Annotated in this window: 14 protein-coding genes; 9 read left to right on the forward strand and 5 right to left on the reverse strand. The window is 48.6% G+C overall.

The window, feature by feature from the left end:
• Nucleotides 1-61 precede the first annotated feature (61 nt).
• Both ACM6JA_RS28305 and ACM6JA_RS28310 read left to right on the forward strand, forming a co-directional pair.
• Entirely contained in the window at nucleotides 62-724 is a 663-nt protein-coding gene (locus ACM6JA_RS28305) for a futalosine hydrolase (RefSeq protein ID WP_414855078.1), read from the forward strand.
• Nucleotides 721-1,566, forward strand: coding sequence for a 1,4-dihydroxy-6-naphthoate synthase (locus ACM6JA_RS28310; RefSeq protein WP_414855079.1), 846 nt, complete (start codon nucleotides 721-723; stop codon nucleotides 1,564-1,566). The genes ACM6JA_RS28305 and ACM6JA_RS28310 overlap by 4 nt, the downstream gene beginning before the upstream one ends.
• A gap of 63 nt (nucleotides 1,567-1,629) precedes the next feature.
• Here ACM6JA_RS28310 and ACM6JA_RS28315 read toward each other — a convergent pair whose 3' ends face one another.
• On the reverse strand, nucleotides 1,630-2,166 hold the full coding sequence (locus ACM6JA_RS28315; protein WP_414855080.1) for a superoxide dismutase family protein: 537 nt from the start codon (nucleotides 2,164-2,166) through the stop codon (nucleotides 1,630-1,632).
• Nucleotides 2,167-2,321: 155 nt separating this feature from the next.
• On the opposite strand from ACM6JA_RS28315, the gene ACM6JA_RS28320 reads away from it, so the two are divergent.
• From ACM6JA_RS28320 to ACM6JA_RS28345, 6 genes are all read left to right on the forward strand, one after another.
• Complete coding sequence (locus ACM6JA_RS28320) at nucleotides 2,322-2,999, forward strand: response regulator transcription factor (RefSeq protein ID WP_414855081.1); 678 nt, start codon at nucleotides 2,322-2,324, stop codon at nucleotides 2,997-2,999.
• A complete protein-coding gene (locus ACM6JA_RS28325; RefSeq protein WP_414855082.1) occupies nucleotides 2,996-4,399 on the forward strand; it encodes a sensor histidine kinase in 1,404 nt (467 codons plus the stop codon). The genes ACM6JA_RS28320 and ACM6JA_RS28325 overlap by 4 nt, the downstream gene beginning before the upstream one ends.
• A gap of 150 nt (nucleotides 4,400-4,549) precedes the next feature.
• Entirely contained in the window at nucleotides 4,550-5,638 is a 1,089-nt protein-coding gene (locus ACM6JA_RS28330) for a Fe(3+) ABC transporter substrate-binding protein (protein WP_007725396.1), read from the forward strand.
• Between the two features lie 2 nt (nucleotides 5,639-5,640).
• Nucleotides 5,641-7,296, forward strand: coding sequence for an ABC transporter permease (locus ACM6JA_RS28335; protein ID WP_414855083.1), 1,656 nt, complete (start codon nucleotides 5,641-5,643; stop codon nucleotides 7,294-7,296).
• Nucleotides 7,293-7,934 (forward strand): ABC transporter ATP-binding protein, encoded by a 642-nt coding sequence (locus ACM6JA_RS28340; protein WP_414855084.1) that lies wholly within the window; start codon nucleotides 7,293-7,295, stop codon nucleotides 7,932-7,934. Before ACM6JA_RS28335 ends, ACM6JA_RS28340 begins: the two co-directional genes overlap by 4 nt.
• 135 nt (nucleotides 7,935-8,069) lie before the next feature.
• Nucleotides 8,070-8,795 (forward strand): DsbA family oxidoreductase, encoded by a 726-nt coding sequence (locus ACM6JA_RS28345; RefSeq protein ID WP_414855085.1) that lies wholly within the window; start codon nucleotides 8,070-8,072, stop codon nucleotides 8,793-8,795.
• A 118-nt stretch (nucleotides 8,796-8,913) separates the two neighbouring features.
• Here ACM6JA_RS28345 and ACM6JA_RS28350 read toward each other — a convergent pair whose 3' ends face one another.
• Nucleotides 8,914-9,852: a Gfo/Idh/MocA family protein gene (locus ACM6JA_RS28350; RefSeq protein WP_414855086.1), complete on the reverse strand. Its 939-nt coding sequence runs from the start codon at nucleotides 9,850-9,852 to the stop codon at nucleotides 8,914-8,916.
• Nucleotides 9,853-9,970: 118 nt separating this feature from the next.
• Here ACM6JA_RS28350 and ACM6JA_RS28355 point away from each other — a divergent pair, with 118 nt between their 5' ends.
• The gene (locus ACM6JA_RS28355; protein WP_414855087.1) at nucleotides 9,971-10,927 is read left to right on the forward strand and encodes a helix-turn-helix transcriptional regulator; all 957 of its coding nucleotides are present in this window, start codon (nucleotides 9,971-9,973) and stop codon (nucleotides 10,925-10,927) included.
• 41 nt (nucleotides 10,928-10,968) lie between these two features.
• On the opposite strand, the gene ACM6JA_RS28360 is transcribed toward ACM6JA_RS28355, so the two are convergent.
• From ACM6JA_RS28360 to ACM6JA_RS28370, 3 genes are all read right to left on the reverse strand, one after another.
• Nucleotides 10,969-11,541 carry a hypothetical protein gene (locus tag ACM6JA_RS28360; protein WP_414855088.1) on the reverse strand — a complete coding sequence of 191 codons (573 nt, stop codon included), beginning with the start codon at nucleotides 11,539-11,541 and terminating at the stop codon, nucleotides 10,969-10,971.
• Nucleotides 11,542-11,662: 121 nt separating this feature from the next.
• On the reverse strand, nucleotides 11,663-12,631 hold the full coding sequence (locus ACM6JA_RS28365) for a phosphotransferase family protein (protein ID WP_414855089.1): 969 nt from the start codon (nucleotides 12,629-12,631) through the stop codon (nucleotides 11,663-11,665).
• A gap of 32 nt (nucleotides 12,632-12,663) precedes the next feature.
• Complete coding sequence (locus tag ACM6JA_RS28370; RefSeq protein ID WP_414855090.1) at nucleotides 12,664-13,455, reverse strand: aminoglycoside adenylyltransferase domain-containing protein; 792 nt, start codon at nucleotides 13,453-13,455, stop codon at nucleotides 12,664-12,666.
• Between the last annotated feature and the right edge of the window lie 30 nt (nucleotides 13,456-13,485).

Here is a 13,485-nt window from a genome sequence, read left to right on the forward strand (position 1 = left end):
ACACGAACGAAAAGTAGCGATAACGTGGAAGATGGAAAGCGGTTGAAAGGAGCTAGGGCAAATGATTTTGTCGCAACAATATAGAAGCATTCTGGTCGTGACCTCCGTTGACGCAGAACGGGATGCAGTGATGCGCGGCATTCAAGGGGATGAGCGTTTCACAGTCATCGCTGGGGGAGTAGGGCCTGCTGCAGCCGCAGCGAGTACAGCCAGAGCGCTTGCTTGCGCGGACTACGATCTGGTCATTTGTGCAGGAATATGCGGTGGATTCGTGGGACAAGCAGAGATTGGGTCGCTCGTTGTCGCGACAGAGATTATTTGTGCGGATTTGGGGGCAGAAACGCCTGAGGGCTTTTGCAGTGTAGACGAATTGGGATTTGGATCAGCTCGAGTAAGTGTCGATCAGGAGTTGGTCGAACGGGCAACGGAAGCAATGAGGGCAGCAGGCTTGGCTGCCAAAAAAGGCATCGTACTCACACTATCAACCGTAACGGGAACAGTGGAAACAGCGGCGGCTTTGGCACAGCGGATGCCAGACGCGCTGGCTGAAGCGATGGAGGGGTATGGCGTTGCGACTGCTGCCGAGGCTGCTGGACGACCTGTTCTGGAAATTCGCACGGTATCGAATGCAATTGGACCACGGGATAAATCCGCTTGGCGGATAAAAGATGCGTTGGAATCTCTGGAAAAGGGAAGCTCTGTACTACGGGAGGTACTATCATGAAAATTGCGTTTTCACCATGTCCGAATGACACATTTGTTTTTCATGCCTGGGCACATGATTTGATTCCGGGAGCGCCAAAGCTCGATATAATGTACGCAGATATCGATATTACGAATACGCTTGCTGCACAGGGGGAAGGCCCTGAAGTAATGAAAATCTCCTATGCGGCATTGCCATGGGTGATGGACAACTACTCGTTGCTCCCTTGCGGCGGTGCACTGGGCAGAGGATGCGGGCCACTCGTTTTGACCCAAGGAAATTCTGGCGAGAGTGCGAACGATCCAGCACGCCTGTCCAACAAACGTGTAGCAGTTCCGAGTGAGCGCTCCACAGCTTATTTACTGTTCCGGCTCTGGGCTGCACAAAATGTCCCAGGTGGTGTAGGGGAGATCGTCGTCATGCCGTTTCATGAGATTATGCCTGCTGTACGTGACGGCAAGATCGATGCGGGACTCGTGATCCACGAGGCACGTTTCACGTATCAAAACTACGGGCTGTCTCTCATGACGGACTTGGGCAACTGGTGGGAGTCTGATACCAATTTGCCGATTCCGTTGGGTGCCATCATCGCGAAAAAATCAATGGACATCGAGGCTCTGACCAATTGGACGCGCTCCTCTGTGGAATATGCATGGGCGAATCCAACCGCATCGCAAGAATATGTCATGTCCCATACCCAAGAGCTGTCTCTGGAGGTAGCGCAAGCGCATATTAACTTGTACGTGAATGAGTTTACGAGAAACTTGGGTAACGATGGTTATGCAGCTGTCGAGGCGTTGCTCGGTCGTGCAGCCGAGGAAGGGCTTGTACCAGCATTTGATTTGTCTACATTACGGCGATAGCTGATTCAATAATGGGAGGGGGCAGCTTACAGAGTTGCCCCCTTTTCCTGTTCGAGTGAAGCGTTATCCAGCGTAGATCAATCCGCATGCCAGTCGTTTTCCGCTATTTCCTGCCGGCTGCGAATGGAAGTCGTCGGGACTTTGGTGGATGATCACGCTTCTGCCGACCACATCTGCTGCACTGATATTGGTTGTGAAAAAAGTCATTCGTGCATAGCCGTCATTGGAAAACAGCACGGGGAAGTCGCCTACGTGGTTGCCATGTGGCTGATGTGTAGGGTTCCAGTGACTGCCTGCTGCGGTAAAGGGATCATTCGGATTTCCTACCGTACAGACGCCATGCTCATGCAAATGAAAACCAAATGGCCCGATTTGCGGTTGATTGCCAGCGGCTGGCTGGAAAGCGGGGAGACCGCTGACTTCCACGAACACTTCGGTACCGTAGGGGACATCGGTAAACACAACATATCCATTCAGATTCGGCGCCAGTGGACCGCCCTGAATTTCGGCAAAAGATTGTCCTGTTCTCCGCCCATGTTGTGAGGACACGGCTCGCAAGTCATATTCATATGGGTATTCATAAGGCTGATATCCGTACATGTTACACCACCTTCGTTCATGATCCAGTTTGACATATCTTATGTAAGTGGTGGGCGCATGGTTACTGGGCTGCGTAGGAGAACATTGACGCTGATAATTATTTTCATCTACAATCAGGTGGAATTCCCCGGCATGGGCAAAAGGGTGGGCAAAATGTGAAAAGAGTGCTGCTGATAGAAGATGAGATCAATATGGCCCGATTTATTGAGCTAGAGCTGCGCTACGAATCGTTTGCGATTACAGTCGCGCACGATGGACATAAAGGACTCGAGCTCGCTTTACAGGAAGAATGGGATGTCATACTATTGGACGTCATGCTTCCAGGGCTTGATGGTATAGCGGTTTGTCAAAAAATACGCAGCGTGAAAAAAACGCCGATTATTATGCTGACAGCCAGAGACAGTATTACGGACCGTGTCTCAGGCTTGGATAGTGGTGCCGATGATTATATTCCGAAGCCATTCGCGATCGAGGAGCTGTTGGCACGCATACGCGTTGTGTTTCGCCGTCAGGAAGAACAGGAGAATGTCCCCCGAACCATGCTCGCGCACCGAGGGCTGGTGGTCCAAATGGAGGGACGTATCGTCACCAAAAATAATCAACCTGTTGAGTTGACCAAAAGAGAGTATGATTTGCTCGTGACGTTCATGAAAAACATCAATCGAGTCCTGCCTCGCGAGGTGCTACTCGATACCGTATGGGGATTCGAGGCGGCTGTCGAGACCAATGTTGTCGATGTGTACGTTCGGTATTTGCGTAATAAAATCGATTCTCCCAATGAGGATAGCTATATCTCGACTGTACGCGGGATTGGCTACGTGATGCGAAAATGAGAGAGCCATCGAGATTCTTAAAGCTCCCTATCAAATGGAAGCTGACACTCTGGTCGTCACTTCTGCTTTTTCTCGTATTCATTGGCTATAATAGCTTCCAATATTTTTTTGTAGAGAAGTGGATGTTTAATCAGGAACAACAGGTTGTGCAACAGACGATGCGAGAGTTCCTCAACTACACGCTGGAAAAAGAGCAATCTTTTGAGGTGGAGGACCTCACAGAGCTACGCAGCTTCCTGGAGAAAATCAATCAACGAAACCAGATGATTCGCATTCTGGACGAAGAAGGTAAACCGATTGTTGTCGTATCGGAAAATTTTCAAGATATCACACTGCCACCGCTTCCGCCTGTTCAGTCGATTCGCACCCAGACCCAAGAAGTGCGTGGTGACCTGTTGATCATGAGCAGTCCTCTTACGATCTTTCAATTTAACGGGACAGTCATGATTCTGAAGAATATGAAAGAATTTGAGCAGTTGAGTGGTGCGCTTTTTCAGGTCATGGCAATTGGGTGCTTGACCGCTGTGATCATAAGCGGCCTGGGTGGCAGATTGCTCGCGCGGCAATTGCTTAGGCCTCTGCAATCGATGAATGAAACGATGAGCAATGTCCGGCAAAAAGGATTCCATGAACGCGTGCAGTTTCACGATAATCAAGATGAGATTGCGACCTTGATGAAAATGTTCAATAAAATGATGGATCAGGTGGAGCGGTCCTTTTTGCAGCAGAGACAATTCGTCGAAGATGCCTCACATGAGCTGCGGACGCCGATCGCGATTATCGAAGGGCATCTGGGAATGCTGCGGCGTTGGGGCAAAAATGATCCAGCTGTTTTGGAGGAATCCTTGCAGACATCGATTCAAGAGCTCGCCAGACTAAAAGGACTGGTGCAGGAGCTACTCGCTTTGACAAGAGCGGAGCATGTGGAGATCGAAGAGGATGTCGCGCTCCGTGATCCGGATCGGGCTGTCTGTCGCATGATCAAGAAATTCGCCACGATTCAGCCGACATTTACGATAGAGCAAGAACTAGGGCCTTTGTCTGGAGAAATCCTAGCCATTTCGGAAGAACATCTGGAGCAAGTGCTACTGATCCTTTTGGATAATGCGGTCAAGTATTCCGGGGAGAGCAGGAGAATCTGCGTGAGGGCCATGGTTCAAGAAAATGTAGCCAGTATGGCAATCATAGATGAAGGAATCGGCATACCTGAGCAGGATTTGCCGTATGTCTTGGACCGATTGTATCGGGTAGACAAAGCCAGAAACAGCGGGGAGAGCGGGTATGGACTTGGGCTTGCCATCGCCAAAAGATTGCTCGCGCGTTACAACGGAAGCATAACGATTCAGAGTGTGGAGCAGAAAGGGACGACTGTGACTGTTTTTGTACCGTTTCGTCAGTGAATTTCAACCGATCCACATCTCGCTAAAAATAATTGGGGATGTTTTTTTATTTTCACAGTATTTTCTCATTTTTGTTCGTTACAATAAGCCTTGTCAATTGGCAATGATATTCATTATCAATAATCACTGCGATAGAGAGGGAGAATCAAAATGAGAAAAAAATCGATGCTGGCGGTCATGCTGAGTACGATGCTGACGTTGCCAATACTTGCTGCATGCGGAAACGGCGCGAATACTGCCCAGCCGCAAACAGAAGCGCCAAAGGCACAGGAGCCGGCTGCCACAGAGCAAGTCGTTAACGTATTTACAGCGCGTCATTACGATATTGATAGCAAATTGTTCGCAGAATTCACGAAGCAAACAGGCATCAAGGTAAACGAAGTGAAGGGTACAGCAGAAGAGCTGGTTGAGCGCTTGAAACGTGAAGGAGAGAGCTCCGAAGCGGATTTGTTCATCACGGTAGACGGTGGTGTTCTGAACTACGCGAAGCAAAATGACGTTCTGCAACCGATTCAATCTGCTGAAGTAGAGAAGAACGTACCGAAAGAACTGCGTGATCCTGACAACCAATGGATCGGTATGGCTACCCGTGCGCGTGTGATCGTGTATGCGAAGGATCGTGTGAAGCCAGAGCAGCTGTCTACGTATGAAGATTTGGCTACGGATAAATGGAAAGGCAAAGTATTGGTACGCTCTTCTTCCAACTTGTACAACCAGTCACTCGTTGCTTCTTTTATTGGGCTGAATGGCGAGCAGGCTGCACTGGATTGGGCAAAGGGTCTGGTAAACAATTTCGCGCGCAAGCCTGAAGGTGGAGACCGTGATCAGGCAAAAGCAGTCGTTGCCAAAGTCGGTGACGTTGCGATCATGAACACCTACTATGTTGGACAAATGCTGAACTCCAAAGATGCAGAGGAAGTAAAAGTCGCGCAAAACATCGGCGTTTTCTTCCCTAACCAAGAAACGACAGGTACACACTTGAACATCAGCGGTATTGGTTTGACCAAGCACGCGAAAAACAAGGACAATGCCGTGAAATTGATTGAGTTCGTCACAGGTAAAGAGGCTCAAACGATGCTGACAAACGGAAGCTACGAGTTCCCTGTAAATGCAGAGGCTGACAAGCCTGCTCTTTTGAAAGAGTGGGGAGAATTCAAAACGCAAAAGCTCGACTTTGCTAAGCTCGGCGAGTATAACAAAAAAGCGGTAGAACTGCTGAATCAAGCAGGTTGGAAATAAGCATGACGGGAGCACTTTTGCGTAGAAGCCTGAGACGAAAACTGAACGGGTGGGTAACGCTGAGCGTGATAGGGGCCATTTTGGCCCTTCTCCCGTCTCTTTATATTTTTTTCGGACTCTTTCAAAAACAAAATGAAAACTGGCAGCATATCCAAGAGTACATGCTACTGGATTACGCGCTGCAATCGTTATGGCTCGTGCTCGGTACCGGAGCCTGTACGATCATCGTAGGTGTGACCTTGGCCTGGCTGGTCGCTGCCTACGATTTTCCATTGCGTCGCTTTTTTTCATTTGCTTTCGTGCTGCCGCTAGCGATTCCTCCGTATATCGCAGCATACACGTACGGCTCCATGCTCAGCTATACGGGGAGCATTCAGACGATTTTGCGTGATACATTCGGGCTGACGCTCGATCAACGCTACTTTGACATCATGTCGATGAAGGGCGCTATTTTTATTTTTACTCTGTTTTTGTTCCCGTACGTCTATTTGATTACGAAAACCTTTCTTGAAAAGCAGAGTGCTGTGTTCATTGAAAATGCCAGATTGCTCGGTAAAAACCAAACGCATATCTTTTTTCGCATCGTCCTGCCTATGTCACAGGCAGCCATTGTGGGTGGCGCGAGTCTGGTGGCATTTGAAGTGCTCAATGATTTTGGGGTGACGAAGCATTTTGGAATTCAGTCTTTTACAGCGGCGATTTTCAAGACGTGGTTTGGCATGTACGACGTAGAATCGGCTATCCGTTTGTCCGCCTGGCTCATGACGTTGATTATCGGGATCTTTATCGTCGAACGTCTCGTGCGTAAAAGAAAAAAATTCAGCTCGCCTACGAACAGGAGCACGCCGCTCACACGCAGAAAATTGCGCGGAATCCCGATGTACGCTGCCGTAATCTTCGGATTGGTTATTGTTTCGTTTTCGTTTGTGATCCCTGTTGGACAATTGATTGTCTGGGCAACGTGGACGTACGGGGAAGTATTGAACGAGACCTTCTGGAAGCTCTTGAGCAATACGCTGTTCATTTCCTGTATCTCAATCACCATCTTGATGCTGCTCGCGGTAATCGTAGCGAATGTCATCCGATTCTCCCAAGGTTCGATATTCGCTGTGGCACTGACGCGCTTGATTTCCATGGGCTATTCCATTCCGGGGGCAGTCTTGTCCATCGGTGTGATGGCGGTGGTGATGTCCGTAGATAAAGAGCTGAGTTCCTTCTATAGCTGGCTGGGCTTTGGCGCCAACAAGCTGGTACTCAGCATGTCCTTGTTCATGCTGACGTTTGCCTACATCATCCGCTTCCTTGCAGTCGGATTCAATGCAGTCGAGGCAGGGTTTGAGAAGACGGGAAACCGCTATTCAGAAGCGGCACGTATGCTCGGGATGAGCATGACACGAACCTTTTTCAAGGTGGATTTGCCATTAATCAAAGGGGCTGTGCTCACTGGTTTTATTCTGGTGTTCATGGAAATCGTGAAGGAATTGCCGCTTACCTTGCTCCTTCGTCCCTTTAACTTCGAGACGCTGGCAACAAAGGCGTATCAATATGCAAGCGATGAACAAATTCATCAGGCCGCGATTCCTTCGCTCTGTATTATTGCAGTGGGGATCGTCTCCGTTATTTTCTATCACTGGTTAGGAGAGAGACAGGCAAAATGACTTTTTTTGAAGTGAAAAACCTGACGTTTGGTTATGCAAGCGGGAACGGCAGCGTCATCCGGGATTTTTCCTTGCAGATGGAGCAGGGGGAAGTTGTCGGGCTGCTCGGGAATAGCGGTTGTGGAAAAAGTACATTGCTTCGCTTGATAGCCGGACTGGAGTCCCCGAAGAGCGGGCGCATCCAGATCGATGGGAAAGTGTTGGTCGATCAAGGGCAGTTTGTGGAGCCAGAGCAACGCGGGATCGGCATGATTTTTCAGGATTATGCGCTTTTTCCGCATTTGACTGTCGAGCAAAACATCTTGTTCGGTCTGCATCGCTTATCCAAAGCAGAGAGTCTGGTTCGTTTGAAAGAGATGTTGTCGCTCGTACAGCTCGAAGGTTACGGCAAGCGATATCCTCATGAGCTGAGCGGGGGACAGCAGCAGCGTGTCGCATTTGCGCGTGCACTGGCACCTAGACCGGCTATCTTGTTGATGGATGAGCCGTTCAGTAATCTGGATGCCGAGCTGAAAACAAAAATACGAGATGACTTGAAGCGAATGCTGCGAGCTGCCAAGATGACTTCGATCCTGGTCACGCATGACAAAGCAGATGCGGAAACGATTTGCGATCGCATCATTCGCATGACTCGCTAAGGGTAAAGTGCAGCTTTCAGCCTCCAAAGTGCATAGTCGTACCGTGCGTTGTTGTATAATGTGCATACGACGAATTTTGCAGTGTGCGGTTTGCTGTCTTTCGGTCAGCTCCGTTCAAATAGAGGAGGATGGAACATGAAAATTGAAATCTGGTCTGATTTTGCCTGCCCGTTTTGCTATATCGGAAAGCGCCGTCTGGAAGGAGCACTGTCTCAATTTCCGCATAAGGATCAAGTAGAGGTCGTATATCGCAGCTTCCAGCTCGACCCGCAGATGGAACGCGATACCGATATGGACATGCATGAAGTACTGGCAGCCAAGTATAGCATTCCGCTCGCACAGGCGAAGGGGATGAATGACCAAGTAACCCAAATGGCAAAAGGCGTTGGTCTCGACTATCATTTTGACACGATGATTCCGACCAATACATTCGATGCGCACCGCTTGACGCACTTTGCCCATGCTCATGGAAAAATGAAGGAAATGAAGGAGCGAATGCTGAAGGCGTACTTTACGGAATCGCTCCATCTCGGTGACCACGAGGTGCTGGCACAGCTTGCTTCTGAGGTAGGCTTGGACAAGGAAGCGACGCTCGTCATGCTGGCAGGCGACGAATACAGAGAGCAAGTACAAGAGGACAAACAAAGAGGCAACGATTTGGGTGTCACGGGTGTACCGTTCTTTGTCATTAATAACAAATATGCAGTCTCTGGCGCGCAGCCAGGAGAAGTCTTTTTAGGCGCATTGAACCAGGTATGGGAAGAAGAAAGCGCAGCTCCTGCTCTGAAATTCGTGCAGAACGACGAGAAAAAAGACGAGCAATCCGGCGACAATTGCGCAGATGGCTCCTGCAAAATATAAGGTTTAGCCAGGCTACAACCGATTCCTAATAAGGAGTCGGTTTTTTTTGTGGAAAAAAATTCAATTAACCTGAAACAAAAACCGTCCATGAGAAGACGCTTCATGGAGGTTTTGTTCTTTACTGACGTGCAAGCTGTTTCTGTAGTGCAAGCGCGAGCTCCAAAGACTCGACAGCATGATCAACATCGATGATCGATTGTGTATGGCCAGTAAAGCATTGGATGGCATGCCGTAAGCTCTCTTCATACGGATTGACGGGTTGGAGAACGAGCTCATTCTTGCCTGAGGACGTGTATTCCCATAAGAAAGATTCCGTCTGACCATGGCTGTCGGTTTCCTGAAAGACGAGCTTTGCCTTCTCAAAGTACGCTTCGTAACCGACAGTAAATGGGTACGAGGTCGGCATCTGCGAGGAGGCGACTATTTCAGCATGCGTATCAGGGTAATGAAAGTGCGAGCGGACGATAGACTGTTTTTTATCCGATGATTCTGCCCCCCATGCGCTCATACTGGCATTGCGACCGAACAGCCATGTTACGAAGTCCAGCTCGTGGATCATCAGATTGGTCGTAATGGAGGACAAGCCCAGCTCACCCCATAGGGGAGCTGTTTCTCTTTTGAGCGAGAGGGAGAGGAGCTGTCCGTACTTGTTTTCTGTCTGAGCACTGTGAAGGTAGGCGTACGCAGGGTCAAATTTAATAAACTGATTCACCGACAGCTTTTTCCCCGACCAGTCTCTTGCATGCTTCATGGCTTGTGCATCGTCTAGCGTATAACAAACCGGTGTTTCGCAGAATACATGCTTTCCGTTTTCGAGTGCTTCTACAGCGAATTGTCGATGCAGCTGCGAAGGCAAGCAAATGTCCACGACATCGATAGTAGGATCGCGCATGATCTCGTCAATATGCTCTGTAATCTCCACATGCAGCTCTTCCTGTAGCTTTTGCAGCTTCGATTCATTTCGACCGAAAACTACCACTCTATCCACACCATCCATTTTTTTCAGCAGATGTGCATGGTACGCACCAAAGCCAGTTCCTAATACCGCAATATTCATCCTGCATCCCTCCCATAATGATAGCTCTATGATATCTTTGTATTGTTGACAACATCGTGTCATCAATTTGGCCGCGTTGAAGAAAAATAGAGTGGTCGTTTTGTCGTGGAGGCTGGAGATGAGACTGCATCGATTGATTGCGATATTGCTGCTGATAGAGTCAAGAGGAAAAATGAAAGCAAAAGAACTCGCTATAGCACTGGAGACGTCTGTTCGCTCGATTTATCGGGATATTGACGTACTATCCCAGGCAGGGATTCCGATCGCGGCAACTTCGGGGCCTGGCGGTGGAATTTATTTGATGGAAGGATATACGGTCAATTTGAAACAGCTGTACATCGATGATGTCGTGCACTTGTATTTGACCGGGAGGGGGATTCATGTAGGGCAGGATACCGAGACTGGACACAAATTAACGTCTGCTTTGCTCAAATTGGAAAAGACGTTGCCGCAGACTTATCGGCCGGATATCGAGAAAGCGAAGAAGCGTTTCTATTTCGATGAGGCGCCGTGGTGGGAAGAGAGAGTAGTCATACCGAATCTGGAGGTTTTGCGGGCAGCGGTTTGGCGATTAAGCAAAGTCGTCATTGCCTACCGCAAAATGGATGGGAGTAGCTCGTCACGTACGGTATGTCCCTACGGTCTCGTCGTGAAAAAAACGGAGTGGTATCTCGTTGCTTACTGTGAAAACGCGCAGGAGGTTCGAACTTTTAAGTGCGAGCGGATTCCTTCTGTTCATGTACGGGAGGAGGCATTCGAGATTCCAGAGAGCTTTTCGTTGGCAGGTTATTGGACGAATCAGGAGGCGGCGTTCAAGCAGGCTTGTCGTGAAGTCGAGTATTTTCCTGTCGTGATCAGATTGCATGCTGAAAAGCTGGCCGTGCGAGAGAGGCTGGAGGTGATTTCCGCTGTGCAGCAGGGAGAGTATGAGCAATTGACGGTCAATTTGTACAGCTATGAAAGAGCATGTCGCGATATTTTGGATATGATCGGACATATGGAGGTAGTGGAGCCAGCGGAATTAAGAGCTTTTGCAAAAGAGAGACTGCGAGAATGGATGGCACTATATACGTAGCTTTACGCGAAAAGGCTTCGCATCAAGTCGATGCGAAGCCTTTAGCGGGAAAGCAGGGGATAACTCGCGTGCACATGCTGTTTGAAACTCTCATAGTCCGAGGCATGTATATGAGAGTCGTGGTCACTTATACATACATGCTTCATGCTAAGACGCTGAGCGAACCGATTGCCGGCTTCTGTGATATTATCCATGATGATCGATTGGATGCGGCAGCCACTCTGCTCAACATGAGCCAGCACATCGAGATAATGATGTAGCATCATGCGCAAGGCAGGACTTTTCCGATAAGATTGATCGACAACGACACAGGACAGAAAATAATAGACTTGCTCGGGAGAAGTAGTTAAATCTTCAATATCCGCAGTCGTCATCAGGCTGTCTTTAAACGTCCCCTGCGCAATTTGCAGATAGATATGCGGCTTGACGGGAAGCAGGTTCATAAAAGCGATGATGCGCCCATTCTCTTCGATCGCAACGACTGAATCGGGACGAAACAAATACCAATTGTAGCTCTCTTGGTACGGTGTAATAAATTCAGCATCATAGTATTGAAGCTCGAGTTGTGCCATTTGTCTAAAATGCTCAAGGTGCAAATGCTCCATGATCTTCATAAGTAAATCTCCTTCTTTACGCAAAGCGGCTTTTCCGTAGAGCTTCGGCTCGCTGTACGCTTTCTTTGGTCCAAGGTGGTGTCTTGGGATGATCCATTATCTCCTCCAGCGTCATCCAAGATTAAATAGCGAATAGCTCGTTTGCGAGTTCCTCGAGTGTGCGGATATCTTGCAAAGGCAAACGATCAGGAAGCATGTAGAAAACGTCCATGGCATAGTGCTGCGTAAGCCCATGTGCTTGACGATAGAGGGCTTGCGCCATCGCTTGGTGGGCAAAATCGGTGGTTAGCGGCCAATTGCTTGCCTCGAGAAATGCTTTCAGCAAGGTCTTGTCACAATCGAACAAATCCAAGTGCAGCTTGGCGAACTCATAGTGTCGATCTGTCACCATCATATCGCCCCAATCGATAATCCCGCTGAGACGGCCATTCTCCACAAATACATGACGGAACATCAAGTCACCGTGGACGACGACAGGATCAAGCGGCCCGAGTCTCGCAAGATAGTCATCAATTTGGGAGATCAAATGCGGCGGCAACGAGCTCTTTTTTGCAGCAGCAATCACATCCATGTCCGCCCAATCTGCGTGTGTAGCGATCCCGATTGGAGGTAGCGCATGGACTCTCGCTATTTGTTTTCCCAAGTCGGCAGCGACAGAGAGCTGTTGTTCGTAAGGTAGCTTGGCATTTTGCCAGGAGACGCCAGACATGCGTGTGGTAATCAAGTATGGCCATGGATGGTTGGCATCATCGAATAGGTACCCTTCGGCAAGCAGTCTGGGTGCAGCAATTTCCGGGTCGTTGGCGAGCAAGGTCTGTGCAGCGCGTTCAACAGAATGGCTCCTGCGCCATGGTTGCAAGTATCCGAACAGTTTGACTACGACATCGCCGTAAAGAAAGGTAGGATACGTCCCGCCAATCCCAGCCACCAGCTCTTGATCGGCTTCGAACAGGTCATGACGTTTCAGAATGTCAGCAAGGTAGGGCATCCAGAAGCTGGTGGCGTTACTGTACAATACGTATTCTTGCAAAGTTGTAAAAGTGGGAGGATGTACGGGTTTGTTCCTTGCTGAAAATACTGAACCATCCATAAAAATATCTCCTCGAATAGACGATTTTGTTGTTATTCCATCGTACTAGGCGACAGCTCGCAGATATAGCGTATAAATCTCTGAGTCTCCTTTGCCCGCTTGATTCTGTTCGAAAATAAAGATGGTTCGTTTGATTGGTATCGTATTCGCAAGGATTCTTTCAGTAAAAGATGCCATTCACTGGGAAGTTCTTGCAGGGCTTGTTCTACGGCTTTTCTCTTCGGAATAATGCTCTCATGGGTGAGCGCGTAATAGATTCGGCATAAGGTGAAAACGGCGAATTCTACCCACTCATCGAGCATGAATTTCACCATGCTTTTTCCTTTCGGCGACCAATAATCATGTACATTGTATTTCATCGTTTCCCCGACATCAAACCACTGGGTAGGGATGTGTAATTCTTCAACACTTTTCCCCTTAACGGCAATGCCCTGTTGCTTGAGGATCCACCACGTTACATGATTGATATCATAGTGACCGGATGATTTGAATGTCCCACTGTCAACGTAAGGATAAGGCTCCAAGGATGGATTGGTTTTTCCGATGTCATCCAGCTTGATATACATGCCGTCCATTCTTTTAGCGAGTGAGTTGGCGTTTTGGAGAGCATGATGAATGTTCTTGAGCGTTTCTCTTTCGGCATTCGTTAACCCTCTATGCAAGAGTGTAACAAAATCAATATCGCTCTTATCTTCCTCGAAGCCTGACAGAGCAATCGAACCATACAAATACACACCATAGATGACATCAGGCAGTTCTGCCATGAGTCGTTGCGTATAGTCGTGTAATAAAGGTCTAACGCTTTCCGGGATTCTGGTGTCCATAAGGAAACTCCTTTTTGGTTATCAATATTA

This window comes from Brevibacillus sp. IT-7CA2, assembly GCF_949767855.1.
Taxonomy (GTDB): Bacteria; Bacillota; Bacilli; order Brevibacillales; family Brevibacillaceae; genus Brevibacillus.

Coding starts and splice junctions, on each gene's coding strand:
- ACM6JA_RS28315 (WP_414855080.1), bottom strand. CDS start 2,166: ATGTACGGATATCAGCCTTATGAATACCCATATGAATATGACTTGCGA.
- ACM6JA_RS28360 (WP_414855088.1), bottom strand. CDS start 11,541: ATGAAGATCATGGAGCATTTGCACCTTGAGCATTTTAGACAAATGGCA.
- ACM6JA_RS28365 (WP_414855089.1), bottom strand. CDS start 12,631: ATGGATGGTTCAGTATTTTCAGCAAGGAACAAACCCGTACATCCTCCC.
- ACM6JA_RS28350 (WP_414855086.1), bottom strand. CDS start 9,852: ATGAATATTGCGGTATTAGGAACTGGCTTTGGTGCGTACCATGCACAT.
- ACM6JA_RS28345 (WP_414855085.1), top strand. CDS start 8,070: ATGAAAATTGAAATCTGGTCTGATTTTGCCTGCCCGTTTTGCTATATC.
- ACM6JA_RS28330 (WP_007725396.1), top strand. CDS start 4,550: ATGAGAAAAAAATCGATGCTGGCGGTCATGCTGAGTACGATGCTGACG.
- ACM6JA_RS28355 (WP_414855087.1), top strand. CDS start 9,971: ATGAGACTGCATCGATTGATTGCGATATTGCTGCTGATAGAGTCAAGA.
- ACM6JA_RS28335 (WP_414855083.1), top strand. CDS start 5,641: ATGACGGGAGCACTTTTGCGTAGAAGCCTGAGACGAAAACTGAACGGG.
- ACM6JA_RS28305 (WP_414855078.1), top strand. CDS start 62: ATGATTTTGTCGCAACAATATAGAAGCATTCTGGTCGTGACCTCCGTT.
- ACM6JA_RS28310 (WP_414855079.1), top strand. CDS start 721: ATGAAAATTGCGTTTTCACCATGTCCGAATGACACATTTGTTTTTCAT.
- ACM6JA_RS28325 (WP_414855082.1), top strand. CDS start 2,996: ATGAGAGAGCCATCGAGATTCTTAAAGCTCCCTATCAAATGGAAGCTG.
- ACM6JA_RS28340 (WP_414855084.1), top strand. CDS start 7,293: ATGACTTTTTTTGAAGTGAAAAACCTGACGTTTGGTTATGCAAGCGGG.
- ACM6JA_RS28370 (WP_414855090.1), bottom strand. CDS start 13,455: ATGGACACCAGAATCCCGGAAAGCGTTAGACCTTTATTACACGACTAT.